The sequence below is a fragment of the Streptosporangium brasiliense genome (genome assembly GCF_030811595.1).
GTDB lineage: Bacteria > Actinomycetota > Actinomycetes > Streptosporangiales > Streptosporangiaceae > Streptosporangium > Streptosporangium brasiliense.
Window position 1 is genome coordinate 7,406,976 of the sequence record NZ_JAUSRB010000002.1, and the last position, 17,649, is coordinate 7,424,624.

12 protein-coding genes are annotated in these 17,649 nt (G+C 70.7%); 8 read left to right on the forward strand and 4 right to left on the reverse strand.

Going from position 1 to position 17,649, the window contains the following annotated elements:
• The first annotated feature begins 5 nt into the window (after positions 1 to 5).
• The 3 genes from J2S55_RS42870 to J2S55_RS42880 all read left to right on the forward strand — a co-directional run bounded on the left by J2S55_RS42870 (position 6) and on the right by J2S55_RS42880 (position 1,522).
• Positions 6 to 203: a ferredoxin gene (locus J2S55_RS42870; protein WP_306873275.1), complete on the forward strand. Its 198-nt coding sequence runs from the start codon at positions 6 to 8 to the stop codon at positions 201 to 203.
• 337 nt (positions 204 to 540) lie between these two features.
• Positions 541 to 897, forward strand: coding sequence for a hypothetical protein (locus tag J2S55_RS42875; protein WP_306873277.1), 357 nt, complete (start codon positions 541 to 543; stop codon positions 895 to 897).
• A 145-nt stretch (positions 898 to 1,042) separates the two neighbouring features.
• A complete protein-coding gene (locus J2S55_RS42880) occupies positions 1,043 to 1,522 on the forward strand; it encodes a hypothetical protein (protein ID WP_306873280.1) in 480 nt (159 codons plus the stop codon).
• Between the two features lie 51 nt (positions 1,523 to 1,573).
• Here J2S55_RS42880 and J2S55_RS42885 read toward each other — a convergent pair whose 3' ends face one another.
• Positions 1,574 to 3,910 carry a hypothetical protein gene (locus J2S55_RS42885; RefSeq protein ID WP_306873283.1) on the reverse strand — a complete coding sequence of 779 codons (2,337 nt, stop codon included), beginning with the start codon at positions 3,908 to 3,910 and terminating at the stop codon, positions 1,574 to 1,576.
• Positions 3,911 to 4,064: 154 nt separating this feature from the next.
• Positions 4,065 to 7,859: an nSTAND1 domain-containing NTPase gene (locus J2S55_RS42890; protein WP_306873285.1), complete on the reverse strand. Its 3,795-nt coding sequence runs from the start codon at positions 7,857 to 7,859 to the stop codon at positions 4,065 to 4,067.
• Between the two features lie 107 nt (positions 7,860 to 7,966).
• On the opposite strand from J2S55_RS42890, the gene J2S55_RS42895 reads away from it, so the two are divergent.
• A complete protein-coding gene (locus J2S55_RS42895; RefSeq protein ID WP_306873288.1) occupies positions 7,967 to 11,326 on the forward strand; it encodes a hypothetical protein in 3,360 nt (1,119 codons plus the stop codon).
• Positions 11,327 to 11,433: 107 nt separating this feature from the next.
• Here the strand turns inward: J2S55_RS42895 and J2S55_RS42900 are convergent, their stop codons facing one another.
• Both J2S55_RS42900 and J2S55_RS42905 read right to left on the reverse strand, forming a co-directional pair.
• Positions 11,434 to 12,378 (reverse strand): hypothetical protein, encoded by a 945-nt coding sequence (locus J2S55_RS42900; protein WP_306873290.1) that lies wholly within the window; start codon positions 12,376 to 12,378, stop codon positions 11,434 to 11,436.
• Positions 12,379 to 12,681: 303 nt separating this feature from the next.
• On the reverse strand, positions 12,682 to 13,584 hold the full coding sequence (locus tag J2S55_RS42905) for a LysR family transcriptional regulator (RefSeq protein ID WP_306873293.1): 903 nt from the start codon (positions 13,582 to 13,584) through the stop codon (positions 12,682 to 12,684).
• A gap of 118 nt (positions 13,585 to 13,702) precedes the next feature.
• Here J2S55_RS42905 and J2S55_RS42910 point away from each other — a divergent pair, with 118 nt between their 5' ends.
• The 4 genes from J2S55_RS42910 to J2S55_RS42925 all read left to right on the forward strand — a co-directional run bounded on the left by J2S55_RS42910 (position 13,703) and on the right by J2S55_RS42925 (position 17,553).
• Positions 13,703 to 14,755 (forward strand): YncE family protein, encoded by a 1,053-nt coding sequence (locus J2S55_RS42910; protein ID WP_306873295.1) that lies wholly within the window; start codon positions 13,703 to 13,705, stop codon positions 14,753 to 14,755.
• Between the two features lie 632 nt (positions 14,756 to 15,387).
• The gene (locus tag J2S55_RS42915) at positions 15,388 to 16,206 is read left to right on the forward strand and encodes a hypothetical protein (protein ID WP_306873297.1); all 819 of its coding nucleotides are present in this window, start codon (positions 15,388 to 15,390) and stop codon (positions 16,204 to 16,206) included.
• Positions 16,207 to 16,410: 204 nt separating this feature from the next.
• A complete protein-coding gene (locus tag J2S55_RS42920; protein WP_306873300.1) occupies positions 16,411 to 16,677 on the forward strand; it encodes a hypothetical protein in 267 nt (88 codons plus the stop codon).
• Between the two features lie 58 nt (positions 16,678 to 16,735).
• A protein-coding gene (locus J2S55_RS42925; RefSeq protein ID WP_306873302.1) for an IS5 family transposase occupies positions 16,736 to 17,553 on the forward strand; the annotation gives its coding sequence in 2 pieces (ribosomal slippage) (positions 16,736 to 17,078 and positions 17,078 to 17,553; 819 coding nt in all).
• The last annotated feature ends 96 nt before the right edge of the window (positions 17,554 to 17,649 follow it).

A 17,649-nucleotide genomic window follows, 5' to 3' on the forward strand; every position in this document is an offset into this window, starting at 1 on the left:
AGGACATGATGCGGATCAAAGCCGACAGCGACCTCTGCGTCGGCTCCGGCCAATGCGTCCTGACCGAACCGGCCGTCTTCGACCAAGGCGACGACGGCATCGTGGCCCTGCTGACCGATCACCCCGACGACCAGAGCGCCGCACAGGCGCGCCACGCCGTCACCCTGTGCCCGTCCCGAGCCCTCTCCATCCTGCAGGAGTAAGCACATCCCCGGTGACGACGCGTCCGCGCCAGTGGAGGGCGACAAGTCCGGTGGGGTAGCTCATACCCTGCCTCCAGCACATCCACGCTGGTGGCAGGGGTCTCAGTAGCAATGAAGAAATTTCCAACAGATATGCAGGTTGAATCCCCGCAAGGCCCTTCGGGCACAGCCTGACAACGGGTTGCCGGCAGGCTGACGGTCACCCCGCGGCCCGGATCCAGCCAGCACATATCTTCTCGCTGTTCACGCCGGGTTGGCCCGATCGCCACCCGCTTGTCAGCTCTGCGGGCCCACGGTAGGGGGCGGACGCATCATCGCTGCACAGAAGGCTCCTCGCATGGGTTCCCAACGCGCTTCACCACACGCAACCGACACCACGATTCCCGCCGCCTATGAGGCCTTCCTGGCCGCCCGAAGCGGCTCCACTGCCCTCCTGATCATCTGGGTAGAGAGCGCATCCATCTATCCGTCACCGTCGATGCCGCCGCCGGCCCAGATCGCCTCCGGCACGGTCATGGCGTTCACCGCGGGCGCCGCCGCACTGAGCTGGTGCGTGAGCCCGATCCAGCGCCTGGCCCGCCGCCCACACCCGCGTCTACACGAACGGCTACGCACCCTCGCCATCGTCTTGTGGCTCTCGGCGGTCATCACGCTGCCCATGGCGGTCTACATCGTGCTGTGGTCCGTCCTGTGATGGCCGTTCACCGACCTGGCCGCCAGGCGGATGTGGGCCGGGCATGCGGCCTTGGCGGCCGGTCCCGGCCCGCACCGCCCACGGCGCGTCAACGGCGATTCGAATTCGCGATCCCGTTCGCACTCCGGCGCGTACCGTGGCCGTCGTGACGTTCGAGGATCTGTCGGCCGGCCTGCCCTCCGAGGGGACTGATCCGGTGACCGCGCCGGCGATCGCCAGTGAGCACTTCGCCACCCACGTGAACCTGCTGGCCGACCAGCTCGGCAAGGTCGAGCTGAACGCCGACGGCGTCGAGCTGGTCAACGCTGCCGTGCACCGGGCCTTCACCGCGGCCGGGTTGGCGGCCGGGCTGACCATCGGCCTGCAACGCCACACCCGGGACACCGAGTGCCCGCACTACAACGTGATCACCGACGCCGAGTGGGCACCGCTGACCGACGGCGGCGGCCACATGCGTAAGCCCGCCTACGAGTGCGAGCTGCAGCCGGGGCACCCGGGCCCGCACATGGCCCACGTCCAGATCATTCCCGAGCCGGACCGGTTCATCTGGAAACGACAAGACGGTGCGGAGCTGGTTCCACTCACCGGCGAATCGGTGTCTGCCTGCACACCAGTCCTCTTCTGAAGCGTGCCGGCCAGGGATGACGACCCCCGCATGCTCTTCGCGCCGGCTCCGTCAACGTCGCTTCGGCGGTCTGCGGTAGGTGACCGGTTTGTCGCCCTTCCCGGGGAACGCCATGATCAGTAGACGTTGGCCGCCCTCGTGCGGTCCCTTCCACTTGAACCAGTCGTAGTGCACGCGGATCCGGTAGTGCCCCGCCCGGCCGTTGAGTGACAGGTCGGGAAATTCGGTTCCGCTCAGACCGTCCCTGAGCACGATCTCGCCGGTGGGGCTTTCGTAGCCGACCTCGGCGACGTGGTCCCAGCCCTTGGTCTCCACCGGTGGGCGGCGGGTGTAGGTCTCCAGGGTGACGCAGAGGTCGTAGTCGGAGTGCGTCCGGATCATCAGGTGACCGGGGAGAGCGGCCACCAGGTCGTTGTCCTGAGCCTTGTCGAGCAGGCCGTCCTCGTACGGGTCCGCGTCGTCCTCGGTCGGCTCGTACGTCTCCATGACCCCGTAGTCCGTCCACTGGGGTTCCTTCATGCGGATCACTTTGGCCGGTCTGATGAGCAGGCGGTGGGGCGGGCTCGAGTCGCACATGCGCTGCGCGTCGGCCTCCCACTCCTGGTCCTCCCGGTCCTGTTCAGCGGCCGCGGCCTTGACCACGGCGTCGGCGCTGGGGCAGATCTCTGCGAGCGGGTAGGTCAGGGCATCGCGCGTCAGTCCCCGCGTCGTCTGAAGGCGGGCGACCTCCTGGGGATCGTTGCGGGTGTAGATGCCGCACAGCCAGCGGGCATTGGCGAGGATCACGGTGTCAGGCGTGGTGGCGGCGAGTTTGATCACGTTTCCCTGCCGGAGGGAGCACACGAGTCGCTGGTCCCGGGTGAGCTTGGGTTCCTCGGGCTCGCCCGTCCACGTCTTGCGTGGGGTGCAGTCTTCGGCCGCGGTGACCGGGCCGCGGGCCAGGTCCGCCATGGGCACGAACGCGAGCGCGACCAGCGTGGCGACTTGGGCCAGGAGGAGCATGCGGCGGCGTGTGCGCTGGGCCATCGGGGTCGGGTACAGGAACGGCAGGAGCAGGGCGGAGGCGAGCAAGGCCGCGCTGTACCACGCCGGTGAGATGCCGAGGAAGATCTCACCGGCGTGCTTCTGGGTGAACAGGCTCTCCGGGTAGATCTGTGTGCCTTCGTAGAAGCCGTCGAAGTCCTCCGGCACGGGCGTTGCCGTGAGCGCGCTGGCGAAGCCCACGGCCGCGGCGATGATCAGCGTCAGTGTCGTGAACCGCAGGGTGCGGCGGGTCCGGCGCAGGACAGCGGCCAGTATCAGCAGCGCGGGGCCGCCGACGCCGACGAAGACGTCCAGGACGAGCCAGGTCAGCGCGTTCCCGCTGCCTCCGTCCACGCGGACGAACTGTTCGATCACGCCTCTGGGGCCGATCCAGAGGTACTTGCCGTGCGCGAGGTTGACGGCAGCGGGGATCAGCGGCAGCGCGATGGTCACGGCGGCCGGCGGCCACCACCTGGCCGCCGGCCGTACCGGCATGTGTCCCGCGTCCGGTTGGGGAAGGGGGGCCGTCAGCTCGTGGGCGGTCCTGGCATCCCATACCAGCCCGAAGACACTGACAGCACCGAGGAGCGTGTAGACCGTGAGGATGCTGGGCAACCCGCTGCCGCCGAACGAGACCATCCCGGAGGGCTGGAGGACCGATACCACCTGCGCGATGACGCCTATCCGGACGGTCGCCGCGCTCCAGCGGGGATCCTTGGCCTGGGCGATGAGGACCGACACCGACCACGCCAGCCAGACGTAGCCGTACCCTCCGGCCAGGGTCAAGATCTGCTCGGCGGAGCGCAGGTCGAAGAGGTCGGTGATTTCCTGGCCGAGGTTGCTCACGGCGGCGATGGTTCCGGCGATGAGGGAGAACAGCCGTAGCCTGGGGGAGACGGTGTCCCGGAGCACCAGGAAGAACAGCCAGACGATGGCCAGTTGCACGAAACCGGAGGCGATTTCCGTAACTGACCAGACCCAGTAGATCTTCCATGCGTGGATCAGCGGGGTGCTGGCGATACTGATCAGGCTGTAGCCGACGCCGAGATACAGGGCGAGCCGCAGCAGGCCGACTTTCCTGCCCCGGTATGTCAGCTCGCCCCTGGCGCGACCGCGCAGCACCTGCCACAGGGCCCAGGCCTGAAGCGCCCCGATGAGGATCAGGACGACCGTCAGCCCCCACGGGACGGTGAGGGTTTCTTCGCCGGGGCCGAGAAACCAGCCCATGCCCGAGTCGTGGGTGACGATCTTCCAGAGGAGGTCTCCCCGGTCGGTGGTCAGCGCGAAGGCACCCAGCACGGCGACTACGGCGAGGTAGCCGAGCGCGATCAGGACGGCGATCCTGCCGAAACGGTAGCGACGCATGGCCATCTCTCGAAGGGAGCGGTCAAAACGCCCAACTTAGCGAGTCACCAGGAAGTTGATCAAGCCGTGGTGAGAGCGGCGGCCGCCGCGAGCGCCAGCGCGCCGGACGATCGGCACATGAACGACATCGCGGAAGCGTAGCGAGATCATCCCGCTAGTGGCATGGCCGCCGCCTGTCGACGCCGGGGAAGTAGCCCGCCCACTGCTCGGCCGTGAGGTCCGGGTACGCCCTGGCGCAGACGGCCAGGCCGGCCAGTGCCGGATCGACGCTCCACAGCCGGGCCGGGCGGTCGGCGCCGCCGCTGACCAGCAGGCGGCCCGCGAACAGCAGGCCGACCACGGGCCCTTCGCCGCCCGTCAGGATCGCCCAGCGGGCGGGCGCGCGGGGATCCGTGACGTCCCACAGGTGCACGCTCGGCTCGCCGCCGCCGGTCGCGAGCAGGCGGCCGTCGGGGCTGAAGACGAGCGAGTCCACGTAGGTGCCGTGGCCGTCCAGGACCGCCAGCGGGGCCGGGCGGCCGGGGCGGGTGACGTCCCACAGCCGGACGGTGGTGTCCTGGCCGGTGGTGGCCAGGGTGCGGCCGTCGGGGCTGAACGCGCCGTTGTAGACCGCGTTGTTGTGGCCGCGCAGGACCGCCGCGGAGACTGGGCGGCCCGGGTCGGTGAGGTCCCACAGGCGGGCAGTCCTGTCGTAGCCGAAGGAGGCGAGCAGGCGCCCGGACGGGGCGAAGGCGAGGGCGTTGACGAAGCCGGTGTGGCCGGTGAGCGGCCGGGTCTCACGCGGGTGGGCGGGGTCGCTGATGTCCCAGGTGCGGATCACGAGGTCGCGGGTGGCGGTGACGGCGAGCATCCGGCGGTCGGCGCTGAACTCGGCGCTGTCCGGGGGTGCCGCCGCGCCGTTCATGGTCGCGAGGAGGGCGGGGGCGGGGCCGGTGAGGCTCCACAGGCGGATCGTGCCGCCGGGGCCCGCGGTGACCATGAGCGATCCGTCGGCGGACAGCTTCACCAGCCCTTCGGTGCGGGCCTGGAGCCGGCTCACCGGGCGGTGCGGGTCGCTGACGTCCCAGCGCAGCACGCGATCGCCGTTTCCTGTGATCACCGTACGGCCGTCCGGGGCGGCCCAGACCGGCCTGGTGCGCCCGCCGCCCATGAGGGCGGGGCCGGGCAGGTCCCACAGGCGGAGCAGGTGGTCGTAGGAGCCGGTGGCGAGGGTGTGGCCGTCCGGGCTGAAGGCGACGTCGGACATCGCCCCGGTGTCGATCGGGGCACCGGGGCGCGGGCTGAGCGTCTGGAGTGGACGTCCGTCGGCGACGTCCCAGACGCGGGCGGTGTTGTCGTCGCCCGCGGTGGCGATGGTACGGCCGTCCGGGGCGAAGACGGCGCTGTTCACCGCCCAGCGGTGGCCGGACAGCGTGGACTGGAGGCGGGGATGGCGCGGCCGGGCCACGTCCCACACCCGGGGTGTGCCGTCCTGACCGGCGGTGACCAGGCGCCGCCCATCGGGATCGAACGCGACCGACAAGACCCTGCCGGTGTGACCCACCAGCGTCGAGAGCGGGCGGACGCCGGTGGGCGTCAGGGCCGGGCCGGATCCGGTCATCGGCGGGACTGGGCGGGTTCCGGTCGCTGGTGGCAGCGGTGGTAAGGCGGTCAGGTCCCACAGGCGGGCCGTGCCGTCGTCCCCGGCGCCGGCCAGCAGCCCGCCGTGTACGGCCAGCCGCCGCACCATGCCCCGGTGGCCGTGCAGCGTGGCCAGGGGCCGGCCCGTGGCCGCGTCCCTCAGGGTGATCACGCCCGTGCCGCCGCCGGTGGCCAGGAACCGGCCGTCCGGGGTGTAGGCCAGTGCGTGAACGGCGCCGTCGGCGGCGGGCAGGGTCATCAGGGGCCGGACGGTGGTGGGGTCCGTCAAGGGACGGGCGATGGCGGGATCCGTCAAGGGACGGGCGACGGGAACGTCCCACAGGCGGATGGTGCCGTCGTCGCCGCCGCTGGCGAGCCGCCGCCCGCCGGGTGCGAAGGCGAGCGCGACGACCTCGCCTGTGTGCCCGGCCAGGACGGCGAGCGGGCGCGGCCGGTGCGGCGTGGCCACGTCCCACAGCCGCACGGTCCCGTCCTTGCTCGCGCTGGCGAGCAGCTCGCCGCCGGGCGCGTACTCGACATCGTGCACGTAGTCGGTGTGGCCGCTCAGCCGCAGGTCGAACGGTACGCCGAAGGCGCTGAGCAGCCCGCCGCGCGCCTCCATGGTGGGTGCGAGCACGTACGCGGCCTGGACGAGCCGGGCGGCGAGCGCGGGATCGGCGGCGCGGACGGTGGACGCCTGCCCGGCCACCTGGCGGGACAGGGCGATGTCGCGCTGCTCGCGCGCGGTCGCGGCCTCGTCGAGCGCGGCGACGCCGCTGAGGCAGGCCAGCACGAGCAGCAGGACGAGGCCGGCCACCAGCCGCCGCAGCCTGCGTGCCCCGGCGCGGGCGGCCTGCTCCTGCCGCCGTACCAGCTCGGCCGAGGCGTCGAGGAACTCGGCAGCGAGCGTGCCGGGCGGATGCGTCGTGGCCGTGCTCCACTCCTGGGCGGCGGCCAGGCGGGTGCCCTGGTAGAGGGAGGCGGGGTCGCGGCCCTCGTGGTCCCAGGCGGCGGCGTCGGTGGCCAGGCGGCGGCCGGCGAGGAGCGCGGCCCGGTCCTCCGTGAGCCATGAGCGCAGCAGCGGCCAGGCGGTGAGCAGCGCCTCGTGGCTGATCTCGACGGTTCCGTCGTCGGCGGTGAGCAGGCGCTGGGCGACGAAGCGGTCCAGGACGTCCCCGGCGCCCTCGGGCAGGTGGTGCCTGGCCACGCGGCGGCGGGCGTCGGCGGTGTCGTCGGCGACGTGCACCAGTTGCAGCAGCAGCCGCCGGGCCAGCGTGCGCTGCGGCTCGGTCAGCCCGGCATAGGCGGTGCCGGCGCTGAGCGCGATCGCGCCGGCGATGCCGCCGGCCGCGTGGTAGTCGGCGACGGTGATCGTGGTGCCGTGGCCACGCCGCCAGGTGGCGTACAGGGCGTGGGACAACAGCGGCAGTGCGCCGGCGGCCGGAGCCCGGTCGCGCAGGGTCAGATCGCGCAGGATGAGGTCGGTCAGCCCGGCTTCGAGGTCGAGGCCGGCCTTGCGGGCCGGCTCGGCGATGGCCGCGCGCAGGCCGGCCTCGTCCATCGGGCCGAGCGTGAGCTGGCCCTCGGTGATGGCGGCCACCAGCTCCCGATGGCCCAGGGCCTGGGTGTAGAAGTCGGAGCGCAGGCCGAGCACGACGACGTTGCCGCGCGCGAGGCCGTGAACGGCGGCGACGAAGGCGTGCCGCTCCTCCTCGTCCCCGCACAGGGTGAACAGCTCCTCGAACTGGTCGAGCACGATGAGCGGACCTTCCAGGCCCGCGAGCGTGTCCATCGGCCTGGCGCCCGGGGTCCGGACCGTTCCCATACCCAGCGTGGCGATCAGCCCGGCGCCGATCAGTGAGGACTTCCCGGACCCGGAGGGGCCGACCAGCACCTGCAGGCCGCCGCCGCGTCCGCGCAGCTCGCCCACCCGGGCGACCAGCCGCCGGGCCGGCTCGTCCCGGCCGAAGAACCAGCCGGCGTTCTCGGGCTGGAAGGCGGCCAGGCCCCGGTACGGCGCGGGCCCCGACCGGGGTGCGCCGCGCCGCTGCCTGGCCCGCCGCCAGCCGGCGAGCCACTCCCCGATCCGGTCCTGGTCGTCCTCGCCGCACGCGTGCAACACCTGGAGCAGCAGCTCGCGGGAGGAGGTGGACGGGAGCCCCCGCCCGGCGAACCAGTCGCCGATCGTGCTGTGCGCGCCTCGTACGCCGACCTTCGCCGCCACCTGGCGGACGGTCAGACCGGCGCGCTCGCGCAGCAGGGTCAGCTCGTCGGCGAAGTCACGGCGCGTCCTGATCCGTCGCGGCAGCGGATCGTTGGCCTCGGGCACATCTGCATGTCGGCGTGACCTGCCACGAAGTTACACACCGCGTACGGATTTGTACGGATATCGCGGCGGCCCTCGGCTCACCAGGGCGTTCTCTCTACCGTCGAGGCGTGCGATCCTCCCTCGGGCGTGGTCTGGCCGCCCTGCTGCTGACGCTTGCCTGCGTACTGGTCGGGATTCCGCCCGCGCCCGCCCTGGCGGCCGGGACATGCGAGCTGGAGTTCGTCGTCGAGACCGGCGACGAAGGGATCAGGGACGACTCCCTGGAGATCTTCCGGCTGGGCGAGAAGGTGTTCCTGTTCGAGGAGCGCCCGGTGGGCTTCCCGCTCCGGCCCTTCCACCAAGGCGGCACCGGTGACCGGGGGAACGCCGAGTTCCGGTGGACGGGTCACCTGACGGTCTGTGCCACCACGGCGGATCTGGCCAGGGGGCTGTCCATCGAGCACATCAGCTTCGCCGACGACTACCGGGCCGACAACTGGACGCTGAAGTCGCTGACCGTCGTGAACCGCGCCACCGGCGCCGTACTCGCCGAGCGGACCACCCCCGCGGGTCAGGACTACCTGCAGTACTTCCACAAGAACAGCGACCAGATGCTCACCATCCCGCTCGACGCCGGGAGCGAGCCGGACCCGCCGGCCGATCCGGCCCGCAGGTTCTGCCGGCTGGAGATCTCGGTCACGACCGGTGGCGACGGGATCAGGGACGACTCCCTGGAGATCTTCCGGCTCGGTGAGCACGTGGTCCTGTTCGACGAGCGCCCGGCGGACCTCCCGCCCCGGCCCTTCCACCAGGATCGCACGGGCGACCTGGAGAACTTCGAGTACACCTGGCAGGCACATCTGCCCGGCTGCGCCACCGCCGCCGAGCTGGCCCAGGGGTTCGGCATCGAGCACATCAACTACGCCGACGACATCGCCACCGACAACTGGTACCTGGTCTCCCTGCGGGTCGTGGACCGTGACACCGGCACCGAGCTCCTCGGCCTGGACACCCCGCCGGGAGCGGAGTTCCTGCACTACTTCCAGAAGAACAGCGGCCAGCTCTACCACACGCCCGACCAGGACCTCGACGGCGACCACCTCAGCGACCGCATCGAGCTGAACGGCATCCCCCGCGCCGACGGCACCGTGGACACCTGGCTGCCCGACCACGGGGCCAACCCCTGCCGCGACACCATCGCGGTCGAGATCGACTGGCTGCTCGACACCGGCAGCGGCCTCGGCGACAGACCCGACCAGGCCGCGATCGACGAGGCGATCGCGATGTTCGCCAACTCGCCCCGCCAGGCGGAGGCCACCTGCCCGTACGGATTCCCCCGTGAACGGGGCGTCCAGTTGCTGGTCCACCTCGACCAGCCGATCCCGGTCAGCCGCGCGCGGCGCGAGCAACCGCTCGCCATCGCGGTGGGCGGGCAACCCCAGCCGTTCGACTCGTTCCGAGCCACCCACTTCTCCCCGGCCCGCTCCGGCCTGTTCTTCTACAACCTGTGGGGTTACCGGACCAACAACACCAACATGGGCGGGTGGTGCTGTTTCGGGCGGGACTTCGTCGTCACGCTCGGCGCCCTGCGCGAGCGCCCGGTACGGATGCAGAGCGGCACCTTCGTCCACGAGCTCGGCCACGCGCTCGGCCTCGGCCACGGCGGCGCCGATCGGGTGAACTACAAGCCGAACTACCTGTCGGTCATGAACTACACCTACTCGGCGGTGGGCCTGCCCGACCACAGCGCGTGGCAGGCCCGCATGGCGGACCTCGGCGACGCCACCGACGGCAGCATCCTGCTGCGGACCCTCGACGAGGTCAGCAGGCTCGACTACTCCGACAACAAGCTGCCCTCGCTGGTCCGCACCCGGCTCGACGAGGGCGATGACCTCGGCACCGACCGCCGTACCATGGCGGCCTGGTGGAACAACAAGGGCATCCTGCACGTCGGCGACGCCTCGACGCCCCTCGACTGGGACACCGACGGGGAAGAAGACGAGCAGGCGGTCGCGGTCGACGTCAACGGCGAGTTCCAGAGGTGCGTCGAAGGCACCGACCCTGACCGCGACCCGCCCGTCAACGACGAGCTGGAGACCGACCGCTCGGGGGACGACCTCAAACAGCGCGGGCGCATCTACGCCGGCCTCAACGGGATCTGCGAGACCCCGCCCGAACCGACCGACCAGGCCGCGTTCGTGCCGGACACGTCGATCAGGGTCCCGATGTACTTCGACTACCCCCACACCTTCCGCTACGCCGACGAGCTGACGGGCTTCGACGACTGGGAGCACCTCAGGTTCGACCGCGCCGCCGGGGACGAGGGCGGCGGCCCCGCGCCCGACGTGGCACTCGAACCGACCACCGACGAGATGATCGGCCACCGGGCCCGCCTGGTGGACGCCCTGGTCGCGGCCGGCAGCCCGCGACCGGCGTCCCGGCCGGGCTGGGCGTACGCGTACATGGACCGGGCCACCACCGCCGAGGCGCCGATCGGCGCGACCGTCCCGCTCACCCCGTCCTGGCAGTGGAGCACCGGCCGGCTCGACCCGGCCACCGCCGACCGGCGCGCCACCGTGGTCCACACCGGGACGGGCACGTACGAGGTCCGCCTGCCCGGGGTCGCGTCGGCGGCCGGGATCGCGCACGTAACCCCGTACCGGACCGCCTACCGGGGCCGCACCTGCGGGGTCACCGGGTACGCGCCCGCCGGCCCCGACCAGGTGGTCAAGGTGCGCTGCTTCAACGAGGCAGGCGCGCCGGTGGACTGGTGGTTCACGATCTTCTTCGCCGCGCCGGGGCCCGGCACCGCCCCCTACGCCACGGTCAGGTACGACGACGGCGCCGGCGGCACGGGCTCGGTGAACCCGGTGTTCAACGCTGGCACGGTGAACTCCGACGGGGGTGTCAACCGCGTCACACGCGAGGGCACCGGGCGCTACCGGGTGACGCTGGAGGGCTCGGCGTTCGCGTCCGGCACCGGATACGTCCAGGTCACGCCGTACGGTGACGGCGCGGCGGCCCGCTGCGTCCCGGCCGGGAGCATGCCGGGGGCGGACCGGGTGGAGATCACCGTGGCCTGCCACACGATCGGCGGCGCGGTGCCGGCGGACTCGCCCTGGTTGTTGTCGTACGTGGACGGCGCGGGCCTGCACCGGGACGGCACGACCCCGGCAGCGTACGTCGGCGTGACCGGCGATCCGGCCGCCCCGGTCGTGGACCGGGAACGTTCGTTCAGCGGCAACGGTGAGGTGCCCGCGCTCACGCGGCTCGGCACCGGCCAGTATCGGCTGAGCTGGGACACTCTGGGCAAGACCGGCGACAGCGTGCAGGTCACGGCGACCGGTACGGGCGGCGGGTACTGCCACCTCGGGACCATCGACTCCTACTCGGCCCCGCCCCGGGTGTCGGTCCACGTCTGGTGTCACACCGCCGCCGGAGCCCCGGGCGATCACACGTTCGCCGTGGCTTACCTACGAGCACCGTGACGCCAAGGCCTACTCACGAGCACCGTGACCGTCGGCAGCGACCGCCCCCGGGCAGTGTTCGGCTTGAAGCGGCCCTCCTTGAGGGGCCGTGAAGGCGCCCGGGGCGCTCAGAAGCGTGCCCGCCTGGCCAGCGAACGTAACCAGCCGCGCCACCCCGCCACCCGGCCCGCCGGACGCCGCCGGGTGGCGACGGTGTCCTGGCCAGGCGCGGCCGGGAGGCGCTCCTCCAGCGCCGCCAGCACCCGTGCCGCCGCCAGCTCGGCGATCTCCCGCAGCTCGGCCTCGGCCTCCGCGCGCCGTTCGCTCTCCCGCCGCCGCTCCGCCGCCCCCACCAGCACCAGGTCGCCCGCCCACACCAGCACCGACAGCGCCGCCCCGCCCAGCAGACCGGCCCAGAACAACGAGCGGTTCGCCGCCTTCTCCGCCGCGACGTCGGTGAACGTGCCGTACGGGGCCGCCTCGGGGATGCCCGGGGTGTTCGCGACCTGCCGCCGCCTCCATCGCAGCCCTGGACCCCGGTAGTCGGGCGAGACCGCCTCGGGCTTCAGCCCGTTCTGGGCCGCCGGGTCCGTGCGGGCGAAGGTGACCTCGTACGCGACGTCGTACTCACGATCGGTGCCGAACCAGGTCGCGGTCAGCTCGGGCATCCGCACCACCGTGGTCGAACCGCTCTTCGCGACCAGCGGCTCGATCGGCCTGAACACCGCCGACAGCACACCGCGCGTGCCCGGTGGCGACGGGCACAGCCCGGTGGTCCTCGACTGCAGGGGCCCGTCGGTGTAGAGGTGCACGTCCGCCGACACGCACTCGCCGGGCTTGTTCCGGTCGACCGTCGCCAGGACCTCGACCGCCAGCCCCAGGTCGTCCGTCGCGATCAGCTTGACCTCCACGTCCCGTGCCGGGCCGCGGATCAGCAGCGACACCGTGCTGGTGTCGCCGACAACCGGGAACGAGGGCACCGCCGCCTCGTACTGCCACCATCCGGCCAGCGTGAGCACGACGGCGCCGGAGAGCAGGAACAGCGGGGTTCTGGTGGTCCTCGCGGCAGCCATGATCCGACGATGACAGGTGCGGCGACATTCCGGCAGACAGTCGGGATCTCAGGCGGACACGGACTCTCGGGCGGAGACGGGCTCCCAGGCGAGTGCGGACTCTCAGGCGGGTGCGGACTCTCAGGCGGACACGACGCTGTCGGCCGCCCTGGTCACCGAGCCACCCCTCGGCGAGGCCCCGGAGCGGCTGCGGGGTGAGGACGGCTGACGGCCGCAACCGGTCACGAGAGCCGCGGCAAGCCGGAACGGGCGAGGCGCCCGGCCCCCTGCCTTCTCCCGCAGCCAGGCCGGCACTTGCAGCGATCAGGCGGCGCTCTCGACAAGGCTGCTGGTGACCATGCGGAGCTGGCAGCGGAGCCAGGTGTGTCCCTGATCGGCCGCGTGGCGTGGGTGCCAGGCCATGCCGATCGCCATCGGGGGCACGTCCAACGGGATGGGGAAGGCTCGCAGGCCCAGCGCGGTGAGGGCCTGTCCGAGCCATCCGTCGATCGTCAGACAGACGAGGTCGCTGGTGGCGGTCAGCATCATGGCGGTGGTGTGGCCGGGAACGACAGCGGCCACCCGGCGGCGCAGACCGTGCTTGGCCAGCGCAGCGTCGATGGGGCCGCGCAATCTCCCGCGACGTGAGATGCCGATGTGCGACGCCTGCGCGAAGCGCTGCGGGGTGATGGGCTCGGCGAACAGCGGGTGGTCTTCCCTGGCCACGGCCACCATGGCAACGCGGGCCAGCGGTTCGATGCGGATCTCGGGGTCAAGGTCGCCCAGCACGCCGAGCTCGATGTCCACCTCGCCCTGCCGCAGCGCGGGGCCTCCCTCCAGCGCCTCGGGTGCGAACACCACGTCCGCCTGCGGAGCCTGAGCGTTGATCCGTTCCATGAGCGGCGCGCCCAGGCCGGTCAACAACAGGTCACTGGTCTGGATGGTGAAGGTCCTGCGCAGCTGGGCGAGGTCCAGCGCGGGCGCGGGCGCGAGCAGGGCTTCGGATCGTTGCAGGAGCGTACGTACCTCCTCTCGCAGTTCCAGTGCCCGCGGAGTGGGGACGAGGCGCTGCCCGGCGCGGACGAGAAGAGGATCGCCCAGTACGCGACGGAGGGTGGCGAGCTTGCGGCTGGCCGCGGCAGGTGAGGTCCCCAGCCGCTCGGCTGCCCTGGTCACGCTGACCTCGTGCAGAAGGGCGTCGAGCGCCGTCAGCAGGTTCAGATCCATAAGCAGCCCTGTCCGATTTGCGCTGAGCGGAACTATTACATGCCTATCTTTGCATTGTCCGGCGGTATGCGGCTCTTCGAGACTGGCCTGGCACATCCCCCACGACGAGGAGAACCTGATGACGTATGACGCACGAGCCGGGCGGGAAGGCGATGTCCTGGCGGTGGTGAGCCAGAGCGGACCCACGGTGTCGTTCTTCGACGCGGCCGACCACCGGCTGCTGGGCGTGCTCGATGTCCTGGCTGAGCCGCACGAGTTGTGCCTCGACCCGGCGCGGCGCCTGCTGTGGTGCACGCACAGCTACCACGCGGGCTACTACCACGCCAACAACGGCCGACGCAGCGAGATCACCCTTATCGACCCCGGCGAGCGCCGCATCGTGGACGTGATCGACCTGACGCCCGAGCACGCACCGCATGGGCTCGCCATCGACGCCGCCCGGGACCTGCTGTACGTCAGCGTCGAAGGGGCCGAGGACCGGCCGGGCGCTGTCATGGTCGTTGACCTCGCCACCCGCAAGCCCATCGGCCGCATCGGCACGGGCGCCAAGGGCCCGCACTGGTTCGTCATCAGCCCGGACGGCAACACAGGCTACGCCAGCAACAAGGAGGCACCATACGTGTCGGTGGTGGATCTGCGTACCGGCACGATGACGGCCAAGGTGGAAGTGCCCGGCAGCGAGGGCCTGGCCGTCTCCGGCGACGGCGGCAAGGTCTTCGTCGCCGCCCCGTACGGCTCCTTCGCCGCCCCCGGAGCGCCGGCGGCGCCCGGCATCCGCGTCATCGACACCGCCACGGCGTCGATCACCGAGGTCCTGCCCACCGGCGCCGTGACGTTCCCCGTCCACGTCACCACCACCGGACAACTGCTCACGGGCGAACTGCGCATGGAACCTGCTATCGACTCCCGGCTCGGCCGCCAGGCACCTGGCCGGCTCACCGTGTTCGACGCGCACGACCACCGGCCGTTGGGCAGCATCGAGGTCGGACACTTCCCGCTGACGATCACCTCCTCCCCGGACGGCCGACTCGGCTACGTCTCCTGCGTGTCCTCCTCCACGGTGGACATCGTGGATCTGGAGGAGATGCGCAGGCTGGAGCAGCTGAAGATTCCCAAGCGCGGCGAGCCGGGCGCACACGGCCTGGCCTACATCCCCCGCCAGACATCGTGAACACGAGCCGGCCCACGACCGCGACCAGGCGGGAGCAAGCGACCGACGACATGGCGTCCGCCTGACGTCGGCCGTCGCGGCCCGCCGCAGCGACCGACAGGGACGTATTCGGAGGCGGCTGCGAAAAGGTGCCGGCCCGGGGGGAGGAGTTCATGTCCCTGGCCGATTTCTTCGCCGTGGCCGGCAGGGACCAAGCCGCCGACGATGCGCCCGTGCCGCCGTGTGCGTCCGCTGCGCGGGTGAGCGGGCAGGACGGATCATGAGAGGGACGAAATGCGGCGACGCCGCGTCCACCGCACCGGTTTGAGCGCGTGGCGCGCGAGACCCGCACCGAGGTACGGAGGGGGCCGGAGCACGAAAGAAACACACGGCGCCGGCCGTACCCTGTAGGTCGTCTTCATGCTGCCGCTGGTCGATGGCAGCGTGACGTTGGCGAGGTAGGCGACAACGGTCTGTGATCGGCTACATCACCCCGGCCCACGGTGCCCTTCTGACAGACTTCGGCCGCCCCGGCAGTACCGGCGGCGCCAACGGCTGCGCAGCTGTTTCCCGCCCCCGGCGGACACCCGCTCCGGGTGGTCTGCACGGAACCGAGACATGGACGTGACCGGCATAGACCAAGATCCATTTTCATGAGGAAAGTACTCGCAGCCGCCTCCACGGTGCTGCTCACCGTCCTGCTGACCGCCACCCCCGTCCAGGCCGCCCCCAAGGACCCGCTCACGGCGCTGCGGAAGCAACTCGCCCAAGGCGGCGGTGTCTCCTTCACGGAGCGCTCCGCCTCACGAAGTGGGGACAGGCCGACCTTCGAACGCCAGGGCCTGCTGCGGTACGGCAAGCTCGGGATCACGGCCTCCGACATCACCGCGAAGCTCAACTTCGAGGAGGAGCCCAAGAAGGACTCCTTCGAGGAGAACGACTCCATTCCCGACTCCTCCTTCATGAAGACCCCAGAACGGATCATCAGGATCGGCGCGACCTCCTACACTCGGGGCTTCATCATCGGCAACCGCCTGCCCAAGGGCAAGGTCTGGTGGAAGCAGTTACCCGGATGGACCTCGGGCGTCTCTGCGATGGTCGGCGACTACATCAACGCCGCCGATCCCGGCACCCTCAAGGTATTGCTCGACAGGTCCAAGCGGAGCGGCAACACCTACACCGGCCAGATCACCCTCAAGGAGCTCCAAAAGGTCTCCCCCTGGGCGCGTGTCACCCTGTGGCAGGACTTCAACGACCAAGCGACTGCGGGCTGGAAGCTCGTCGTGAGCTCGTCCGGCCTGCCGTCCCGGCTGACCACCTACAGTCCGGGCGAGGGCAACAGGAAGCGGTCGGATATCCGCTACACGAGCTGGGGAACCAAGGCCTCCATCACGGCTCCCCCGGCCGGCAAGGTGACCACCAAGCTCGAAGGCGACGGCCGCTCCCCGCTGCCGAAGGCTCCCCGGCGCTGACCGTTGTCGGGGTTCGGCCCGCATGGGCCCGAAACCTGCATTCACCATTCACCAGGTCTTGCCGCCGGCCGGGAGCCCGGCGGGCGGCACGCGCCGAATTCCGGGCTGTCGGACAGTTCGGCGACGTCACCTTCGAGGGCGCGCACGGCTCCATCACGGGTGCCACCGGAATACGGCAGATTCGGGCCGCCGAGGTTCTGACCTGTGACAACGTACGACCCACCGCAGGCCGCCCAGAAACGTACACGTTTTCGGACGACGGGTGGCTATGACGGGCTCATCTGCACGGATGCCGTTCGAAAACCTACGTCCAAGAAGTCCCTGCCACTCGACGGCCCATGCCAGCCGTATTCCGGTGGCACCCGCATCAAGCTCGACGAGGCCGCGAGCATCCGCATCATCGAGGCCGTGCGCGGCACGGTCGTGCTGCGCACCAAGGCCGGCGGGGTGTACAGGCCGCAGGGATGGTGATAGCCAGCATGCCGTTTAACAGCGTGTCCTACATGGTGGGTGAGTCGTTGAACTCACCATGGACGGCGGGCAATGGGACTGGATCGTCCCGGCGGGGTTGTGGGAGATCGCGCGGCCGTTGCTGCCGGCGCCTCGGGTGCGCCCGCAGGGCGGCGGGATCGTCGGTGTCGCTGATGAGGCGGTGTTCGCCGCGATCGTCTACGTGCTGGTCAGCGGATGCTCCTGGCGGGCGCTGCCGCCGTGTTTCGGAGCCTCGAAGTCCACTGTGCATCGCCGGTTTTTGATCTGGTCGTGTGCCGGGGTGTGGGAGCGGTTGCACCAGGCCGTCCTGGACCAGTTGGCCGGCGATGGCCTGCTGGATGTGTCGCGCGTGGTGCTCGACTCGGCGCATGTGCGCGCCAAAAAGGGGGCGAACACACAGGTCCTTCGCCCGTGGACCGGGGTAAGCCCGGTTCCAAGCTGCACGTCCTGTCGGACGCAGCCGGACTGCCTCTGGTCGTCGGCCTGTCCGCGGCCAACGTCCACGACAGCCGCTGGTTGAAGCCGACGATGCTCGCCCTCCAATTGAGACACAGCCCTGTGCAGGGCCGGTATCGCAAGATCGGCAAGCTCCACGCCGACAAGGCCTATGACCATCCTGAGCTGCGGCGATGGCTGCGCGGCAAGCGCATCGGAGTGCGTATCGCCCGCAAGGGCGTCGAGTCCAGCCAGCGACTGGGCCGCCATCGCTGGGTGATCGAACGAACTATCTCCTGGCTGTTCGGCTACCGGCGCCTGTCACCCCGTTACGAGCGTCACCCCTACGCCTACCTGGCCTTTTTCACCCTCGCTGCAGCCATGACCTGCCATAAGCGACATCTCAAACTCACCATGTAGGACACGGTCTTAGTGGGTGTTTTATCCCTCTCTATGAGCTATCGCCCCATTTTGCCTCCTCGAGAGGCTGCCAGTCTCGTATGGTTTTCGGTAGAT